Origin of the sequence: Shinella sedimenti, from assembly GCF_022601905.1 — a bacterium.
GTDB classification, from domain to species: domain Bacteria; phylum Pseudomonadota; class Alphaproteobacteria; order Rhizobiales; family Rhizobiaceae; genus Shinella; species Shinella sedimenti.
The window spans coordinates 417,938-434,168 of sequence record NZ_JAKVIN010000005.1; the positions used below are offsets into that span (position 1 = coordinate 417,938).

A 16,231-nucleotide genomic window follows, 5' to 3' on the forward strand; every position below is an offset into this window, starting at 1 on the left:
CCGAAACCATCCGCAGTTCGTCTGGGAGACAATCGCAACACCTCTGGGCGGTCGTGGCGCTTGCCTTGGGCTCGCTGGCTGCCATAGCGCTGGTCGTCGGCATCAGCGTGGGGATTGGTGACATGCCGATCCCCTTGTCGACCACCTACTCGGCCATCACGAACAGACTGGGCTGGACGATGGTCCAGCTCAATCCGATCCATGAGACCGTGATTTGGGAGTACCGGCTGAGCCGTGCGCTGGTCGCGGTGTTCTGCGGCGCGGGCCTGGCGCTATGCGGCGCGATCATGCAGGCGCTGCTGCGCAATCCCTTGGCAGAACCTTACGTGCTGGGCATTTCCGCCGGTGCCTCCACCGGTGCCGTGGCGGTCGTCATTCTAGGCATTGGTGCGGGTACTCTTTCGCTCTCGGCAGGCGCTTTCGCCGGGGCATTCGCAGCATTTCTGTTCGTGGCGCTGCTGTCCAACGGTGCGCGCGGCGGAGCAGACAGAACGATCCTGGCCGGTGTTGCGACATCGCAGCTCTTCAATGCGGCAACGTCGTATATCGTCACCACCTCCGGCAATGCGCAGCAGGCGCGCGACGTGATGTTCTGGCTACTCGGCAGCTTCGGCGGCGTTCGCTGGCCGGAATTTGTGCTGGTTTCCGTCGTCGTCGGCTTGGGATTGATCGTGTGCCTCTTCTATTCTCGTGTGCTTGACGCTTTCGCCTTCGGCGATGAGGCGGCCTCCTCCCTCGGGATCGACGTCGGTCGAATGCGCATCATCCTTTTTGCGCTGACGGCGGTCATTACCGCGACTATCGTCAGCATGGTCGGCACGATCGGCTTCGTCGGGCTTGTGGTTCCGCATGCCGCCCGCTTCGTGGTGGGGCCACTTCATTCCAGGCTTCTCCCCGCCTGCGCAGTAACGGGTGCGGTGTTCATGGTTCTGGCTGATATCGCCTCGCGCACGCTGATCCCGCAGCAGGTATTGCCGATTGGCGTCGTGACCGCACTGGTGGGCGTGCCCTTCTTCTCCATCATTCTCTACAAGCTCCAGCGGGCATCATGAGTATCAGGGCGGAAAATCTGGTCTGGAAGGTCGGTTCGAAGACAATCGTCAACGATGTCTCGCTCATTGCTAAGCCGGGAGAAATGCTGGGATTACTCGGGCCGAATGGCTCGGGCAAGACCTCCCTGCTCCGGCTGCTGGCAGGGCTGAAGCGGCCTCTTTCAGGACAAGTCACGCTTGATGGGCAAAGCATGGACAGGATCCGGCGACGATCCATTGCGCAGCGCGTGGCCTTCATCGAGCAGCACGCCACGACCAACGCAAACCTCAAGGTCGTGGATGTCGTCAAGCTTGGTCGTTTCCCACATCGATCGATGTTTTCGGGCTGGACCAGCGATGACGACTCGGCCGTCAACAACGCGCTCGATCGAACGGAACTCACCGCAAAACGCAACGACACATGGCAGAGCTTGTCGGGTGGGGAGAAGCAGCGCGCCCACCTCGCCCGCGCGCTTGCCCAGTCGCCGAAAGAACTCATCCTTGATGAACCGACCAACCATCTCGACGTTCATCATCAGATCAGCCTTCTGCGGCTCGTCTCGGAGCTTGCCGTAACCAGCATCATTGCGCTGCATGACCTGAACCATGCGGCTATGTTTTGCGATCGGCTGCTTGTCATGCAGGCGGGAAAAATCGTCGCTTCCGGGGCGCCAGAAGATGTGCTGACCAGCGCGCTGCTCAGGGACGTCTTCTCCGTGGAGGCGCACGTTTCCCCCTCACCCTATCATGCCAAACCGCACATCCATTTCGTGCGTTGACCGGCGACCCGCCCCAGGGGCGGTGGTCACACGGCCGTCGATATGCTGTGAAGGATCGAGAGTGAACGAAGTATCCGAGAAGCCGTCCGTAGGAATTGCGCTTCGCATCCTTTCCGGCTTCCTGTTTGCCGGCATGTCGATCTGCATCAAGGCCATGTCGGCTGAGATACCCGTTGGCGAGATCGTCTTCTTCCGGTCGGCATTCGCGTTGATCCCGCTCGTTATCTTCCTTTGGCTACGGAAAGAGTTCCCGCATGGCCTGGCAACCAGGCGCCCCCTCGGGCATCTCCTGCGCTCCAGCCTTGGCGCCGCGGCGATGTTCGCGTCCTTTGCATCGATTGCCCGGCTGCCATTGGCCGAAGCGACCTTGCTCAGCTACCTGTCTCCCACCTTTACGAGCATAGCCGGCGTTCTCCTTCTCTCCGAACGCGTAACGATCTGGCGCGTCGGCGGTGTCCTGCTGGGGCTTACTGGGGTTTTGGTTCTCGTATGGCCGGAAACTGGCAACGGGGATCTCAACGGCGATCGTCTGTGGGGATATGTCTTCGGCCTGCTGATGGGCATTCTGACTGCATGTGCGCTTATCATGGTCCGGAGCCTGAGCCGGACCGAAAATCCGGGCGCTATCGCCTTCTACTTTGTGATTGCCTCGATGCTGGGTGGTATCGCAACCATCCCATTCGGATGGGTTATGCCGGATAGCTACGGACTGATGATGCTCATTCTAGCCGGACTTCTCGGAGGCTTTGCACATATTGCCATGACGCTGGCTTTCAGGCACGCCGAGGCTTCCCTGCTTGCGCCGTTCGAATACCTTGCAATCATCTGGCCGGTCATCGCCGACACGCTCCTGTTCGACACACCCTTGTCCGTGGCATTCCTGACAGCGCTTCCGCTCGTTCTGGCCGGAGCGGCGATGGCCGCGTTTGAAGGACGCCGTCACTGGAAAAAGCGATAGCACTCTCCGGAGAGTGGTCAGTGTTGCAGGAATTGCCAGTTTCCGCAGTGGTCGTATTGGAAATGCATAAACACCGGGTGAGATTCGGCCCTAGCTGCTTCTTGGCGGCGGATGCGTATCTTCCCGATCACCGAACCTTGGCGATGAACCTTGACGAGACGCCACCGTCATGATTGGATAAGTGGATACAAAAATCCAGAATACCTCCATGACCTCAATCACCGCCTCGTTCGACCAGCCCCCCACGACTGCCGAAGAGGAAGCTTATCTCTACCTTCAGAAAGGCTTGCGGCTTTGCCGCTACAAGCCAGGCGATCGGCTGAAACCGGAGGAGATTGCGGCCGAGATCGGCATGAGCCGTATGCCCGTGCGCGAAGCCTTCCGCCGTCTGGCCGCGGAGGGGCTCGTGACGCTACGCCCGAACCGCGGATGCATCGTCGCGGGTCTCACATTGGACGAGATTTATGAGATATTCGAGATCAGATCGGTTCTCGAAGGGCTGGCGGTGCGATTGGCGGCGCCGAAAATGGACCCCGATACATTTCTCGAACTTGAGCAGCTGCTCGACCGTATGGAACGTGCCGGACAGGCCGGCAGCAGCGATTGGGTCGTGCGGCATCAGGAGTTCCACGCGCTGATCTACAAGCTGAGCGGCCGACCGAAGCTTATCCGAAAGATCAACGCACTGCATGTCGTGATCGAGCCCTATATGCGCATCTGGTTCGACTACGCCGACAAGCCGCTGTCCGCCCGCGAAGAACATGAGCGTTTGATCCGCGCCCTGGCGCAGGGCAACGCACTTCAAGCAGATCAGATCATGCAGGAACACATTCTCGGCACCGCACCCTTGCTTGCCGAATTCGCAAGTCCCGGCCGGCGTTAAGCGTCGTTCGGCTAAAGTATCCAAAGCCGGGGAAACCATCCGGCAGGGACAGGGAACCGCCGTCTATGACGGCTTGAGCGAAGAGGAAAAGTCATGTCGATCCGTCGCATGGCCGTGCTGACGGCTGCCTTCACGACACAATGTTCGTTGCGGAATCGCTTGCACAGAGCACGTTGAAGCCCACACCCGCGTGGCCGACCGGCCCAACAAAATTCGTCGAACAAGGGGACGACAAGAATGCGCAACTTCGAAAAGCCGACCCGCTCCGTTGCTGTTGCCCGCCACGCAATGGCGGCAACTTCGCATCCCTCCGCAACACTCGTCGCATTGCAAATCCTCGAGGCTGGCGGCAACGCGATGGATGCGGCAATTGCTGCTTCGGCGATGCAATGCGTCGTCGAACCGGGCTCGACGGGCATCGGCGGTGATTGCTTCGTGCTGTATGCACCCGCCGGGTCCGACAAAGTTGTCGCCTACAACGGATCCGGCCGCACGCCGGCAGCGCTGACGCTCGACTGGTTCACCGAGCGCGGGCTTGCCGAAGTACCGCGGCAATCACCCTCCGCCGTGACCATTCCGGGCGCAATTGATGCGTGGACGCGGCTGCATGCCGATCACGGCCGAATGCCCTTTACCGACGTGCTGGCACCGGCCATTCGTTTCGCTGAGGATGGCTATGCGATCAGCCCGCGCGTCCATCATGACTGGATGCTGGAAGAGACGTTGCTGGCCTCGGACCCGGCCGCTGCGCGCATCTTCCTGCCAAAGGGGCGCGCGCCCAGGATCGGCGAGGTACACCATCAGCCGGAGCTCGCAGCCACGCTAAGGCGCATCGCGGCCGAGGGGCGCGACGGGTTCTATACGGGGGCAGTGGCGGATGACATGGTGTCCTATCTGCGCGCGCTCGGCGGCCTGCACACCCTTGAGGATTTCTCGGATGCGCGGGGCGATTACGTAACGCCCGTCACAACGGATTTTCGGGGCCATACCATCCACGAATGCCCACCGAACGGACAGGGCATCATCGCCCTGCTGATCCTCAACATCCTCGGTCGTTTCGACGCCAAGGGCGATCCGCAGTCGCCTGACAGGCTGCATCTGGAAATAGAGGCGACACGGCTCGCCTATGCCGCACGCGACGCCTGGATCGCAGACCCGGACAAGGCGCAGGTACCCGTCGAGGAATTGTTGTCAGGCGCTCTCGCCGACCGGCTGGCGAGCATGATCGACCTAAAGCGCGCCCTGACGGATCTTCCGCCCTTCGACATGCCGTTGCACCGTGACACGGTCTATATTTCCGTGGTGGACCGCGAGCGCAATGCCGTTAGTTTCATCAACTCGGTCTTCGACAGCTTCGGTACCGGTCTTGTCGCACCACGGTCTGGCGTTGTGCTGCACAATCGCGGTCAGAGCTTCTCCTTGAAGCCGGGTCATCCCAATGTCGTGGCGCCGGGCAAGAGGCCGCTGCACACCATCATTCCCGGCATGGTCACGCGAAACGGCCGCGTGGAAATGCCCTTCGGCGTGATGGGCGGCTATTATCAGGCAATGGGCCACGCTCACCTTATCTCCAAGGTCTTCGATTACGGCATGGACCTTCAGGAGGCGATCGATTTGCCACGCCTCATCCCTAAATCCGAAGGCACGCTCGTCGAAGCCGAACATACGCTGCCGGCCACCACCGCAAGCGAGCTCGAACGCCGCGGTTTCTCGCTCGTTGCTGCCGAAGGGCCGATCGGCGGGGCGCAGGCGATCCGCATCGGCTGGGAAAACGGTACGCTGATCGGCGGGTCGGAATCGCGCAAGGATGGCATCGCACTTGGGATCTAGGGGCAGGTTCCTTGCCTGTTGGCCTCGGCGCCCCGATGCCCCGGTGCCCCGGTGCACGAGCCCGATCGCATCAATGCCGCCCGAGAACCTCCCCTAGGAATTTTCGGGTGCGTTCATGTTTCGGATTGGAGAAGAACTCGGCGGGAGGGGCCTCCTCGACGATCACGCCGCTGGCCATGAAGACGATGCGATCGGCAACCTGGCGAGCAAAACCCATTTCATGGGTCACGCAGATCATCGTCATCCCCTCTTCGGCCAGTGCAATCATCGTATCGAGCACTTCCTTGACCATCTCCGGATCGAGCGCGGATGTCGGCTCATCGAACAGCATCGCCTTCGGCCGCATGCAAAGGGCGCGCGCAATGGCAACGCGCTGCTGCTGCCCCCCGGAAAGTTGGGCGGGATATTTCTCTGACTGCTCGGAAATCTTGACCCGTTCCAGCAATGTGCGGGCTCGATCCTCCGCTTGCGCCTTATTAAGACCGAGCGCCCGCATCGGGGCCAGCATGCAGTTCTGCAGCACGGTCAGATGCGGAAAGAGATTGAACTGCTGGAAGACCATGCCGACTTCGCGGCGAACGGCATCGATCGCGTTCGCTCCGTGCCCGAGCCGAACACCGCCGACATGGATATCGCCTTTCTGATAGGCTTCCAGATGATTGATGCAACGGATGAGCGTGGATTTGCCGCTTCCCGAAGGGCCGCACAGCACGATCTTTTCCCCCTTCGCGACAGACATGTTGATGCTATCGAGGGCCTGAAAAGCGCCATACCATTTGCCCACGCCGGACAGGCTGATCATCGGCTCGATGGAATTTTCGGTGGTTCGTACCTGGCTCATCAATGAAACTCCGGGCGTTCTCGCCATGCACGATCTAGCGGCTGGCAGTCAGGAACTTGCGCTCGAGATGGGCACCATAGATAGTCAGCGGGCAGCACATCAGGAAATACAGCGCTCCAACGATGCCAAAGACGGTCAGTGGCTGGAATATCTGGTTTGAGATGATGTTGCCTGCGCGGGTAAGCTCGGTGAAACCGACGATCGAGGCGAGCGATGTGCCCTTGATGAGCTGCACCAGGAAGCCGACCGTCGCCGGCAGCGAGATGCGGATCGCCTGGGGAAGCACGACGTCCTTCATGCGCGATATGTAACCAAGGCTCAGCGCCTTTGCCGCCTCCGTCTGGCCGCGGGGGACTGCTTCAATCGATCCGCGCCAGATTTCTCCAAGAAAGGCGCTGGCATGAAGCGTCAGGCCGACCGAGACCGCGGCCCACGCATCCATCTGGATACCAATCAGGGCAAGGCCGTAATACACCACGAAAAGCTGCATCAGGAGCGGCGTGCCCTGGAAAACCGCGATATAGCCAGCCGTCAGACGCTCGATGATGGCGACGCCGGACGTGCGCAGCAAGGCCACCATCAGCCCGGCAACACAGCCGCACACGAAGGCGACCGCGGACAGCGCGACCGTCCATTTGAGCCCTGTCAGCAGGAAAAGAAACTCCTCACGTCCCATTGGATCTCCTCCTATCTGAGCGGGTAGCTGAAGTAGCGGGCGGAGAAGAATGCGAAGATGCGCATCATCACCCACGAAATGAAGAGATAGAACACGGTCACGGTGAAATAGACCTCGAAGCTGCGGAAGCTGTCAGACTCGATCCGCTGCGACACCGACGTCAGTTCATAAGCCGAGATTGCAGATGCGATGCTCGTCGTCAGCGTCAGCAGGATGAACTGGCTGGTGAGCGATGGATAGATCGTCCTCAGCGCCGGCTTGAGGATGATCAGGCGAAAGACCTGGGCTTTGTGCAGCCCGAGCGCCAGCCCCGCCTCCGTCTGGCCTTTCGAGATCGATTGCACCCCACCCCGGATGATCTCGATGGCGTAGGCCCCGCCGTTGATGCCGAGCGCGATGATGGCGGTCGGGGTCGGATCGAGCCGGATACCCGCCAGCGGCAGCGCGAAGTAGATGAAGAAGATCTGCACCAGAAACGGCGTGTTGCGTATCAGCTCGACAAAGCCAATCACAAGCCAACGCAATAGCTTGACTCTTGACTGGCGCAGAATGACGCCGCCGATGCCGATGACGATCGCCAGAAGCATGCCGGAGATAGCCAGCGTGAATGTTCCGAGACAAGCCCAGAGAAGGTTGGGAAGACCGTCGATGACCGGAGTGAAATCAAGGGTGTAATTCATGACATCTCCTGCGGCACACTGTTCAGGACGGCCTTGCCAGACCCGCCATCGCCTCGATAGCCAGTTCGTAACCAGCTGCCCCGAAACCAATCATGACCCCGGTCGCCGTCCGGGAAATCAGGGAATTGTGATAGATGCTCTCACGCGCATGCACGTTGGATATATGCAGTTCGATCTTCGGGCCATCGAAGGTTTTCAAGGCGTCCAGAAGAGCTATGGATGTGAAAGTGTATGCCGCCGGATTGATGATGATGCCGCATGCATCCTTTCGCGCCTGGTGGACGGACTCGACCAGCTCCCCCTCAAAATTCGTCTGGCGGAAATCGACTGTGAAACCAAGGGACACGGCTTTCGCTTCGCATCGGTCCCTGATGTCACACAGGGTCGTGGAGCCATAAATGGAAGGCTCGCGTTCACCAAGAAGGTTGAGATTGGGGCCGTTAAGGACAAAGATCGTCTTGCTCATGGAAAAACTCCAGGCAGCATCGGCGCACGTGTAAACGGACGCCGACGCCTGCACCGCTGTCTGGTGCCGCCTCAAAAATACAGGCTTTACGAAGAGCCGTAGCTCAGTTCGCAGTGAACGGAATGCCTTCCAGACTGGTTGGGAACTCCGGCACGGGAACCTTCATCCACTTGTCATAGATCGTCTTCAGTTCGCCATTGGCCTTGATCTTGTCGATGAATGCGTTCACCGCGACGTTAAGCTCTTTCTCGCCGAGACGCGTGCACGCGCCATTGTAGAGCTTCTGGAACTCGAGCTTGTTCTCGAATTTGCCAGGGACAGCCTTCTCGACACGATCAAGATAGAAGATGTTGCCGCCGAGCGCGTCGGTCTGGCCGGAAACCAGCGCCTGAACACTCGCTGCATCACCGTCATAACGGCGGATGGTTGCGGTGGACGGTGCATTCTTCGTGACCTGGGTATCCTGGGCTGCACCCTTGGCGACGCTGATGGTCAAGCCGGCCATGTCCTCGTTCGTCTTGATGGATTTGTCCTTCGGGCCAATCAGAACGATGGCGTTGGCATTGTATGGCTGGCTGAACTGCACGGCTTTGGCGCGATCCGGCAACATGGCCATCGTTGCGAACAAAATGTCGACACGCCCTGAGGTCAGCGCGGGAATGCGATTGTTCACTTCCAGCGGAACGAATTCCACCTCGACACCGAGTTCCTTGGCGAACAGGGCGCCCATATCGGCATCGAAACCATCTTGCTTGCCGGCGCTGGTGACGAAACCCCATGGCGGGTTATCGCCCTGAATGCCGACGACCAACTTGCCCTTCGCCTTGATTTCCTCAGGCGTGATCGCTGCTGCCGGCTGCGAAAACGATACTGCGGCGACAATTGCCGCGGCGCCCATCAGGGCGTGACGCCGATTCAATTTGAATCCAAACATAAAGTACTCCTCCTCCAGTAACCAAGGGGCCGGCAAGCTCTCCTCCAACCGGCACCACACAAAAACTGGCATAAGGCCAATTGCAAATCAACTGAGTTTTTATAAAATCTCCGATAAAATTCATTTCGGCATTCACATGGAAAATTGCTATACGGATTTAAGAGGTTGAGACGACTGCCCGAGGGAAGGATGATGAAAAACGTCGGTCGTCACCGCCTCGATCGGTTGATTTACCGAAAACTGTGAGTAATGCCGGCCCAGTCGGGTGGGAATCGCACAGCGATTGCCCTAGGGCCATGCCGGGCCACATACGAATAGACGCAGATCACTACGCCTGAATTGTTCCGATTGCTTTGCAGGCGGGTTTAAATAAGCGGACGCAATATGTATGAGGAATTAGAAAATCTCTGAGATGAGCGCATGCTGTCCGATCTAGCAACCGAAACCATCGCCGAAAGTAGCTACAAGCGCATTCGGGCCGACATCATGTTCGGACGCCTTGCCCCAGGGCAGAAGTTGAAGCTTGAAAAGCTCAAGGAAGCCTACGACACCAGCATCAGTACACTCAGGGAGATCCTGAGCCGGCTCGCCTCCGAAGGTCTCGTCGTGGCGGAGGGCCAACGGGGCTTTCATGTGGCACCGATGTCTTCAACCGACCTGAAAGAGATTGCCGCGCTGCGTCTGTTGCTGGAGACGCACGCGCTTGAGCAGTCCTTCGCACGGGGCGACGTCGATTGGGAGGCCCGGCTCGCATCGGCCCATTACAAACTGGCACGCATGGAAAGCATCATGGCCAGCGGGGATACCAGCCAGACAGAAGCCTGGAAGCGTTACGACTGGGAGTTTCATCAGGCTCTGATTTCCGCCTGTGGGTCCAGACTGCTGATGGAAACCCATGCCGCCGTCTTCGACAAGTACCTGCGCTACCAAATGGTTGCCCTCTCCTATCGCGGCAAGATCGCCGAGGACGAACACAGGCAGCTCCTGGACGCCGCCCTCAAGCGAGATCAGGAGACCGCGAAGAAAATCCTCGGTCTGCACATTCAGGGTGGTGTCGAACATGCATTGGCGGGCAAGTCCCCCCTTCAGGATTGATCATGCACGAAGAACGATCAGGTGAGCACGAACGGGTGAATGACCTTGGCGAAAGCATCAGCGATGCGGTCTTTCGGCGTTTGCGACACGACATCATAATGGGAATCCTGCCGCCCGGCTCCAAGATCAAGCTGGAGAGGGCCCGCGAGCGATATTCGATCGGCATTTCCTCACTGCGCGAGATCCTGTCCAGATTATCGGCAGAGAACCTCGTGCTTGCGGAAGGGCAGCGCGGGTTCGAAGTGAGCCCCGTTTCCAGGCAGGAACTGACGGAGCTGGCCGACCTTCGTACCGTGTTGGAATGCCATGCAATCGGCCTGTCATTTGCAGTCGGGGATCTTGAATGGGAAGGATCGATCGTCGCTGCCCATCATCGACTGGCGGCAGTGGAACGCCGGCTTCTCGCTGGCGATACTACCCGTACGATCGACTGGGTCCGATGCGATTGGGAATTCCATCGGGCGATCGTTGCCGCGAGCAATTCGATGACGCTTCTTCAAAGCCTATCGTCGGTATTCGACCGCTTCCTGCGATATCATATGCTTGCTGGAAGCTTCCGAGGCAAGGCTGTCGTTGACGATCACAAGCTGCTCTTTGAACGAGCGCTGGCAAGAGATGCCGATGGCGCAAGGCAGATCATAACAAGCCACGTGCAGAGAGGAATTGACCATATCCTGAAAGAACCGAAATTTCTTTCAGGAAAATGAGGCTCCCCAATTCGATAGCTTGATCTGGCCTGAACCAATGGCTGTGCGAACGAATTCGCAACCGCCTTTTCGTACATCTCGCTTTATCCGAGCAAGCGACTAAAGCCTCTAACAGGCGATCCCAGATCTGTATGGTGCATCGGGTCACCAAGGATCCGCTTGTCGACGACTTCTCGATGATCGGGAGGCGCGGCATGATGAAGTCACGATTGTCAGCCTGAGGATCTGCGGTGTCAAACCACCGCCAGCTCGTGGCACGTTCAGCGCTCGAACCTGTCCAGCATCTTCCTCAGTTGCGTATTCTGCAGGCGAAGCTTGTTCGCCAATTGCTCCCGAAGAAACCTGATCTCGTCGTTCAGGCCGCTCATGTCCTCGGAGATGGTGCGGGCAACCGGGTCGGTCTGCACGACAGCAGCGGAGGTCTCGACTGCTTTGGGACGTCCTGATCGCCTGCGCGAGACGGCCTTGGCGGTCTTCTTGATCTTTGGAGCAGCATCGTCCAGCGAGGCTGTGTTGTCTGTCGGGACGTCGGCATTGTCTTTCTCCAACGTCCCGCCAGTCGCCTGGTCGCTACCGGTCTCTTCGAGAGGCCCGTGCGCGGCGGAGGGACCGTCAAGTTCATCGACGGCCCCTGGCTTATCCGTCGAGCCAACGACCGGCGAAACGGCCGGGCTTGCGCCCTCGTCCGTCGCCTCGTCCTGCGCTGGCTGGCGTCGCGGCGACACTAATCGGGCAAGCAACTTCCATGGAGACGCCATTTGTTCGACCCCGCATTTATCCGTTCGCAGACTGCGCGTTCACCGTTGGTCGCAGCCAGGCGCCATCAGAACACTCGTCACGAAACGCATGACCATGCGGCCAACAATTGGCCACCTGCCTCGATCAGTCGAGCTTCAGCCGCTTGCGCAGATCGGCGTTTTCAGCGCGCAGCTTTTCGGCAAGCAGCTTGCGCAGCTTCTGGTTTTCTTCTTCCAGCTGCAGCAGATCCGCGATGTCGTCAATCGCCGGGGAGACGGCAGATGCCGCCTGTACCGTCTTGGGAGCACGCTTCACGGGCTTGCGCTTTGCAGGGCTTGCAGCTTCGACCGCTTTTGCTTTGCGACCCCGCTTCTGCTTTCCAACGGCTTCCGTTGAAACGGCGGCCGTTTCCGCCACAGTGCCAACAGAAGCGGGGTCTGCGGCCACTTTCTTAGCCCGGGGCTGGCGTTGCTTCTTCGGCAAGGTGGGCGTTTCAACAACGGCCGGGGCATCACCAGTGGTCATCGTTTCGCTTTCATCGGCCATGTTCGTCTCCTCGTTAGCGGCTTCAGTTGTGTGCTGTCGAACCGGTTGTGTCAAGAACGGCCCGACCGTCTCGGTGTCTGTCGCAAGCACATCGCCAGCGGATTGGCCATCCGGTTCATCTGCTGGCGGGTATGGTGCCGCCTCGACATCGCGGGCAACAGACTTGAGATCGATGCCGCCCCAGATGGAGTTGGACTTGGGGTCCGGCTTTCGTCGACCCTTATATTCGACGGAAAAACTGCGTTGCGTTTTTTTCAAAGTTGGAAGCCCTGCATATCCAAGGAAATGTTCGGCGGCGCATCAGGCCAGCCGCAGACCTACTGCATAATGATTGGATGCCTATCAGTCCAGCCCCACTGTGACCCTAGAATTACTCTGTGTTTGCGGCTGATGCCCGTTAAGGACGGCCGCCTTGCAACGAACAACACTTCTCAGGTGTTGCTTCTGTTCGCGTCACCTTTCTCATTAACGCGAAATTGGCATGACGGAGGACTTTGCAAAGACTGCGCAAAGCTAACGATAAAGAGGTGAACTATCATGAACGCCTGCTCCCTTGCGGCAACGCTGCTTCTTGCCCTCGCATCAACCACCAGCCATGCTGCGGAAAACGCAGTGAGGATCGACAATGGCGGAAGGGCCTCGCCGGCATCCTGAACCTGCCGGACAATGGGAAGAACCCGCCTATCGTCCTCATGCTAGATGGATTTACCGGCAGCCCACCGATCTGTGGTTTTCCCGATGGAAAGGCTCATCCTGCCTATCAAGGCATCACTGGCTTGCGGCGCAGGATCATACCGCCATGATGCAATGTGTTCGCATCCACGAAGTCGCCATCGGCAGTGAAGCCCGTGTCGTCCCAGTACTCGATATGCGTCCCATCGACTTCGTAGCGTCCTTCATAGGCACGCTCTCGCTGCCCGCGGGCCTCGACGTAACGCCCGCTCGGTAGAAGTTCGTGTCGAACACGGTTGTCGTCGGTGACCCACATGCCGACATAGGGGTGGTTGGGTTGCAAATTGGTCTCCTGCGCTTCTGCGGATTGAAAGGAAAGGGTGGCGGCCATGAGTGCCGCAAGTGACTGTCGCATGATGTGGCTCCGTCAAGCGTTACTGTTGTCGGTCTAGAGGTGACGGCGCATGGGGCGCAGTTTCGGTTCGACAGACATCAGGTCTGCCGAACCGCAGGCACCGGTCATTGGGAACGCGGGGCGTTGTTATCGACAACCTGCTGATAGGCAACGAGGTCCAGGAAGGCTTCCGCCTTGACGACGAGGCCATCCTTCATCTGAAATATCCAGACAAACTGATTGCGATAGGGTGCGCCGGACGTCGTGGTCGCCGATCCGTCGAAGCGTATGATGATCGTGTCGCCGTCGGCGAAGATGTCGCGCACCTCCGGCACGACCGGCGTCGCGAGGCGGCTTGTCAGCGGAAGCGAGGCCTGCTCGATAAAGTCCTTCTGGTTGCGATAAGTGCCCGCCACCGGGCCAGAGCCATGGATCGTCCAGACGACGTCGGGAGCAAGAAGGTCCCCAAAGACGTAAGTGCCCCCGCGCCATTTTTCGAAGGCGGCTTCGACGATCGCGCGGTTCCGTTGCTCGATTGTGGCATTGTCTGGGGACTGCACCTGCGTTGCCGTGGTGATGGCGTAGGCTGTGACCGGCAGGGTGAACGAGATCAGCGCTATTGTGATCACAGCAATTCTGCTCACCCTGGCAACCCGTTGGTGTGTAGGAAGAATGGTCATGGTATCGGTCCTTTACTGGTTACTCATTGCCTGTCGAGCGCCCCATCGACCCGCACTGACGTTGCATGCATCGTCGCCGGGCCAAATGTCGCTCGAACGGTCATTCGCGGCGTTCGACGGCAGAACCGCCAAAGATCAATTGTTGCACGAGGGGACGCTGCGTGAAGCGATCGGGAAAGACGGGACTCGGTTCGCTGATCCGGTTCAGTCGGTCGAGTTGCTCCGACGTCAGCCGAAGATCCAGCGCTTTGAGATTGTCCTCGGCTTGGCCAAGCGTCCGGGCACCGATGATGGAGGAAACAACAGCTGGATTGGCCAGCGTCCAGGCAAGTGCCACGCGCGACGGCGTGGCGTTTGCTTCCTCCGCGACGGCCTTAACCTCGCTCGATATTTCGATCGCACGTTTGTTCAAATGTCCGGACGCAGCGATGACACCTTTCCGGCTGGCAGACACGGCCGCCTCGCGCGAATCCTCGACATCGGCAAGCGAGTACTTGCCGGTGAGCACGCCTCCGCCGAGCGGCGACCACGGGAGAACCCCAAGACCAAGCGCGGCAGCCGCCGGCAGAAGTTCGTGCTCGACGGTCCTCTCGACGAGGCTGTATTCAATCTGCAGCGCCACGAACGGAGACCAGCCGCGGATGTCGGCAAGCGTCTGCATCTGTGCAACGCGCCATGCAGACGTGTTGCAGATGCCGAGGTAGAGCACTTTCCCAGAGCGAACGAGGTCGTCGAGTGCCCTCATAACTTCATCCGGCCGGGTCGTCATGTCCCATGCGTGAAGATAAAGGAGGTCAATCCGATCCGTACTGAGTTGTGCGAGGCTCTGTTCGACGGAGCGCACCATGTTCAGACGGTGGTTACCGCCCGAGTTCGGGTTGCTCGGGTCGCGCGCCATGGTGAATTTCGTCGCAAGGACGATACGGTCGCGCTTGTCGCCAATGAAGGTGCCAAGGAGGCGTTCGGCGCCGCCGTCGGTATAGTTCACCGACGTGTCTACGAAGTTGCCGCCCCGGTCAACATAGAGATCGAAGATGCGGCGCGCCTCGTCACCGTCCGCACCCCACCCCCAGTCGGACCCAAAGGTCATCGTTCCCAAGCTCAACGGCGAAACGCGCAATCCCGACCGTCCAAGAAGTTTGTAATGATCAATCGCCATGTCAGCTATCTCCTGGTTGCGAAACCCAAGTTAAGCGCGTCGATAGGATCGGACAATTTGCCCAATGATTTCCAATCTGGTAAATGTATCTAACCAATGGCAATCGATCTGAACGGCATTTCAGTCTTTCTGGCAATCGCGGAAGCGCGCAGCTTCCGCGTGGCCGCGGAGAATCTCGGCGTGACACGGCCAGCAATCAGCCAAGCGATCCGTCGTCTCGAGGATCGGCTGGGAGTCGCGCTGGTACGGCGCACGACGCGCAGTGTCAGCCTCACGGAGGCCGGTGAACAACTGTATCAGCGGGTGGCGCCGGCGATTTCCGAAGTCGGGCTGGCGCTCGACGCGACGGCAGATCGCGACAGCGCACCAAGCGGGCTGCTGCGGCTTGCGGTGTCATCCATCGCCGAACAGTTCATCTCCGGCCCGCTTCTGGCGCGTTTCGCCGACGGCTTTCCCGCCATTCAGATCGACGTGACTGTCACGGACGAGGAATTCGACATTGTCGCGGAAGGTTATGACGCGGGGGTACGGCTGGGGGAAGTCATTGATCAGGACATGATTGCCGTTCCGGTGTCGGGCGATCAGCGCCAGGGCGCCTTCGCTGCGCCGTCGTACATTGAACGTTTCGGCGAGCCGGACCACCCTTCTGAGCTCTCAGCGCATCGTTGTATCGGCTGGCGCCCCGCGCCGCACAGCGCACCCTATCGCTGGGAATTCGGGCAGCAGGGGCGCGACTTCGATGTGGCTGTGGACCCGCAGGTCACCACCAATGACATGTGGCTTATGATCCGCATCGCCTGCGCCGGCGGCGGCATTACCTTCGGCATGGAGGACACCTTCAAGCCCTATGTCGAATCCGGCCAGTTGATCCCTCTCCTTCAGGACTATTGCCCTTCCTTTGCCGGCTTCTTTCTATACTATCCCAACCGTCGCAATCTCCCTCCGAAACTGCGCGCACTTGTCGACCATGTGAAGCGGTGGCGGTAGTGTCCACGCTTTATGGCGATCACGCGAATACCATGCGCCAATCGATCGATCTTCTGATATGATGATCTGTCAGCAGGCTACGCAGTTTGTGCCTAAAGGTACGCCTCCGGCGTGGGCCGCCTTTTCAGTTTGATGTGAATGTGGCCGATTGTCCTTATGGACGTGAATAAGGACA

18 protein-coding genes are annotated in these 16,231 nt (G+C 59.2%); 8 read left to right on the plus strand and 10 right to left on the minus strand.

Features of this window, described 5'->3' with window-relative positions:
• The first annotated feature begins 8 nt into the window (after window positions 1-8).
• The 5 genes from MKI86_RS14225 (at window position 9) to ggt (ending at window position 5,481) form a co-directional block, all read left to right on the plus strand.
• Window positions 9-1,052, plus strand: coding sequence for a FecCD family ABC transporter permease (locus MKI86_RS14225; RefSeq protein ID WP_241601593.1), 1,044 nt, complete (start codon window positions 9-11; stop codon window positions 1,050-1,052).
• Entirely contained in the window at window positions 1,049-1,810 is a 762-nt protein-coding gene (locus tag MKI86_RS14230; RefSeq protein WP_241601560.1) for an ABC transporter ATP-binding protein, read from the plus strand. The genes MKI86_RS14225 and MKI86_RS14230 overlap by 4 nt, the downstream gene beginning before the upstream one ends.
• A gap of 61 nt (window positions 1,811-1,871) precedes the next feature.
• Window positions 1,872-2,768 carry a DMT family transporter gene (locus MKI86_RS14235; RefSeq protein WP_241601594.1) on the plus strand — a complete coding sequence of 299 codons (897 nt, stop codon included), beginning with the start codon at window positions 1,872-1,874 and terminating at the stop codon, window positions 2,766-2,768.
• Between the two features lie 208 nt (window positions 2,769-2,976).
• Window positions 2,977-3,651 carry a GntR family transcriptional regulator gene (locus MKI86_RS14240; protein WP_241601561.1) on the plus strand — a complete coding sequence of 225 codons (675 nt, stop codon included), beginning with the start codon at window positions 2,977-2,979 and terminating at the stop codon, window positions 3,649-3,651.
• A gap of 237 nt (window positions 3,652-3,888) precedes the next feature.
• Complete coding sequence (gene ggt, locus MKI86_RS14245; protein WP_241601562.1) at window positions 3,889-5,481, plus strand: gamma-glutamyltransferase; 1,593 nt, start codon at window positions 3,889-3,891, stop codon at window positions 5,479-5,481.
• A gap of 70 nt (window positions 5,482-5,551) precedes the next feature.
• Here ggt and MKI86_RS14250 read toward each other — a convergent pair whose 3' ends face one another.
• The 5 genes from MKI86_RS14250 to MKI86_RS14270 form a co-directional block, all read right to left on the minus strand.
• A complete protein-coding gene (locus MKI86_RS14250) occupies window positions 5,552-6,322 on the minus strand; it encodes an amino acid ABC transporter ATP-binding protein (protein WP_370879971.1) in 771 nt (256 codons plus the stop codon).
• Between the two features lie 34 nt (window positions 6,323-6,356).
• Window positions 6,357-6,998, minus strand: coding sequence for an amino acid ABC transporter permease (locus MKI86_RS14255; protein WP_241601563.1), 642 nt, complete (start codon window positions 6,996-6,998; stop codon window positions 6,357-6,359).
• 11 nt (window positions 6,999-7,009) lie between these two features.
• A complete protein-coding gene (locus MKI86_RS14260) occupies window positions 7,010-7,678 on the minus strand; it encodes an amino acid ABC transporter permease (RefSeq protein WP_241601564.1) in 669 nt (222 codons plus the stop codon).
• Window positions 7,679-7,700: 22 nt separating this feature from the next.
• The gene (gene aroQ, locus MKI86_RS14265; RefSeq protein WP_241601565.1) at window positions 7,701-8,144 is read right to left on the minus strand and encodes a type II 3-dehydroquinate dehydratase; all 444 of its coding nucleotides are present in this window, start codon (window positions 8,142-8,144) and stop codon (window positions 7,701-7,703) included.
• 103 nt (window positions 8,145-8,247) lie between these two features.
• Window positions 8,248-9,078: a transporter substrate-binding domain-containing protein gene (locus MKI86_RS14270; protein WP_241601596.1), complete on the minus strand. Its 831-nt coding sequence runs from the start codon at window positions 9,076-9,078 to the stop codon at window positions 8,248-8,250.
• 420 nt (window positions 9,079-9,498) lie between these two features.
• Here MKI86_RS14270 and MKI86_RS14275 point away from each other — a divergent pair, with 420 nt between their 5' ends.
• Both MKI86_RS14275 and MKI86_RS14280 read left to right on the plus strand, forming a co-directional pair.
• A complete protein-coding gene (locus MKI86_RS14275; RefSeq protein WP_241601566.1) occupies window positions 9,499-10,173 on the plus strand; it encodes a GntR family transcriptional regulator in 675 nt (224 codons plus the stop codon).
• Window positions 10,174-10,175: 2 nt separating this feature from the next.
• Window positions 10,176-10,880 carry a GntR family transcriptional regulator gene (locus tag MKI86_RS14280; protein ID WP_241601567.1) on the plus strand — a complete coding sequence of 235 codons (705 nt, stop codon included), beginning with the start codon at window positions 10,176-10,178 and terminating at the stop codon, window positions 10,878-10,880.
• Between the two features lie 260 nt (window positions 10,881-11,140).
• On the opposite strand, the gene MKI86_RS14285 is transcribed toward MKI86_RS14280, so the two are convergent.
• The 5 genes from MKI86_RS14285 to MKI86_RS14305 form a co-directional block, all read right to left on the minus strand.
• Window positions 11,141-11,638: a hypothetical protein gene (locus tag MKI86_RS14285; protein WP_241601568.1), complete on the minus strand. Its 498-nt coding sequence runs from the start codon at window positions 11,636-11,638 to the stop codon at window positions 11,141-11,143.
• Window positions 11,639-11,762: 124 nt separating this feature from the next.
• Window positions 11,763-12,422 carry a transcriptional regulator gene (locus MKI86_RS14290; RefSeq protein WP_241601569.1) on the minus strand — a complete coding sequence of 220 codons (660 nt, stop codon included), beginning with the start codon at window positions 12,420-12,422 and terminating at the stop codon, window positions 11,763-11,765.
• Window positions 12,423-12,924: 502 nt separating this feature from the next.
• Window positions 12,925-13,227: an Atu4866 domain-containing protein gene (locus MKI86_RS14295; protein ID WP_370879976.1), complete on the minus strand. Its 303-nt coding sequence runs from the start codon at window positions 13,225-13,227 to the stop codon at window positions 12,925-12,927.
• Window positions 13,228-13,355: 128 nt separating this feature from the next.
• The gene (locus MKI86_RS14300; RefSeq protein ID WP_241601571.1) at window positions 13,356-13,910 is read right to left on the minus strand and encodes a nuclear transport factor 2 family protein; all 555 of its coding nucleotides are present in this window, start codon (window positions 13,908-13,910) and stop codon (window positions 13,356-13,358) included.
• A 100-nt stretch (window positions 13,911-14,010) separates the two neighbouring features.
• Window positions 14,011-15,069 carry an aldo/keto reductase gene (locus tag MKI86_RS14305; protein ID WP_241601572.1) on the minus strand — a complete coding sequence of 353 codons (1,059 nt, stop codon included), beginning with the start codon at window positions 15,067-15,069 and terminating at the stop codon, window positions 14,011-14,013.
• Window positions 15,070-15,165: 96 nt separating this feature from the next.
• Here MKI86_RS14305 and MKI86_RS14310 point away from each other — a divergent pair, with 96 nt between their 5' ends.
• The gene (locus MKI86_RS14310; protein ID WP_241601573.1) at window positions 15,166-16,056 is read left to right on the plus strand and encodes a LysR family transcriptional regulator; all 891 of its coding nucleotides are present in this window, start codon (window positions 15,166-15,168) and stop codon (window positions 16,054-16,056) included.
• Window positions 16,057-16,231: the final 175 nt, after the last annotated feature.

Coding starts and splice junctions, on each gene's coding strand:
- MKI86_RS14275 (WP_241601566.1), top strand. CDS start 9,499: ATGCTGTCCGATCTAGCAACCGAAACCATCGCCGAAAGTAGCTACAAG.
- MKI86_RS14250 (WP_370879971.1), bottom strand. CDS start 6,322: ATGAGCCAGGTACGAACCACCGAAAATTCCATCGAGCCGATGATCAGC.
- MKI86_RS14305 (WP_241601572.1), bottom strand. CDS start 15,069: ATGGCGATTGATCATTACAAACTTCTTGGACGGTCGGGATTGCGCGTT.
- MKI86_RS14255 (WP_241601563.1), bottom strand. CDS start 6,998: ATGGGACGTGAGGAGTTTCTTTTCCTGCTGACAGGGCTCAAATGGACG.
- MKI86_RS14310 (WP_241601573.1), top strand. CDS start 15,166: ATGGCAATCGATCTGAACGGCATTTCAGTCTTTCTGGCAATCGCGGAA.
- MKI86_RS14230 (WP_241601560.1), top strand. CDS start 1,049: ATGAGTATCAGGGCGGAAAATCTGGTCTGGAAGGTCGGTTCGAAGACA.
- MKI86_RS14300 (WP_241601571.1), bottom strand. CDS start 13,910: ATGACCATTCTTCCTACACACCAACGGGTTGCCAGGGTGAGCAGAATT.
- MKI86_RS14240 (WP_241601561.1), top strand. CDS start 2,977: ATGACCTCAATCACCGCCTCGTTCGACCAGCCCCCCACGACTGCCGAA.
- ggt (WP_241601562.1), top strand. CDS start 3,889: ATGCGCAACTTCGAAAAGCCGACCCGCTCCGTTGCTGTTGCCCGCCAC.
- aroQ (WP_241601565.1), bottom strand. CDS start 8,144: ATGAGCAAGACGATCTTTGTCCTTAACGGCCCCAATCTCAACCTTCTT.
- MKI86_RS14280 (WP_241601567.1), top strand. CDS start 10,176: ATGCACGAAGAACGATCAGGTGAGCACGAACGGGTGAATGACCTTGGC.
- MKI86_RS14270 (WP_241601596.1), bottom strand. CDS start 9,078: ATGTTTGGATTCAAATTGAATCGGCGTCACGCCCTGATGGGCGCCGCG.
- MKI86_RS14260 (WP_241601564.1), bottom strand. CDS start 7,678: ATGAATTACACCCTTGATTTCACTCCGGTCATCGACGGTCTTCCCAAC.
- MKI86_RS14295 (WP_370879976.1), bottom strand. CDS start 13,227: ATGGCCGCCACCCTTTCCTTTCAATCCGCAGAAGCGCAGGAGACCAAT.
- MKI86_RS14285 (WP_241601568.1), bottom strand. CDS start 11,638: ATGGCGTCTCCATGGAAGTTGCTTGCCCGATTAGTGTCGCCGCGACGC.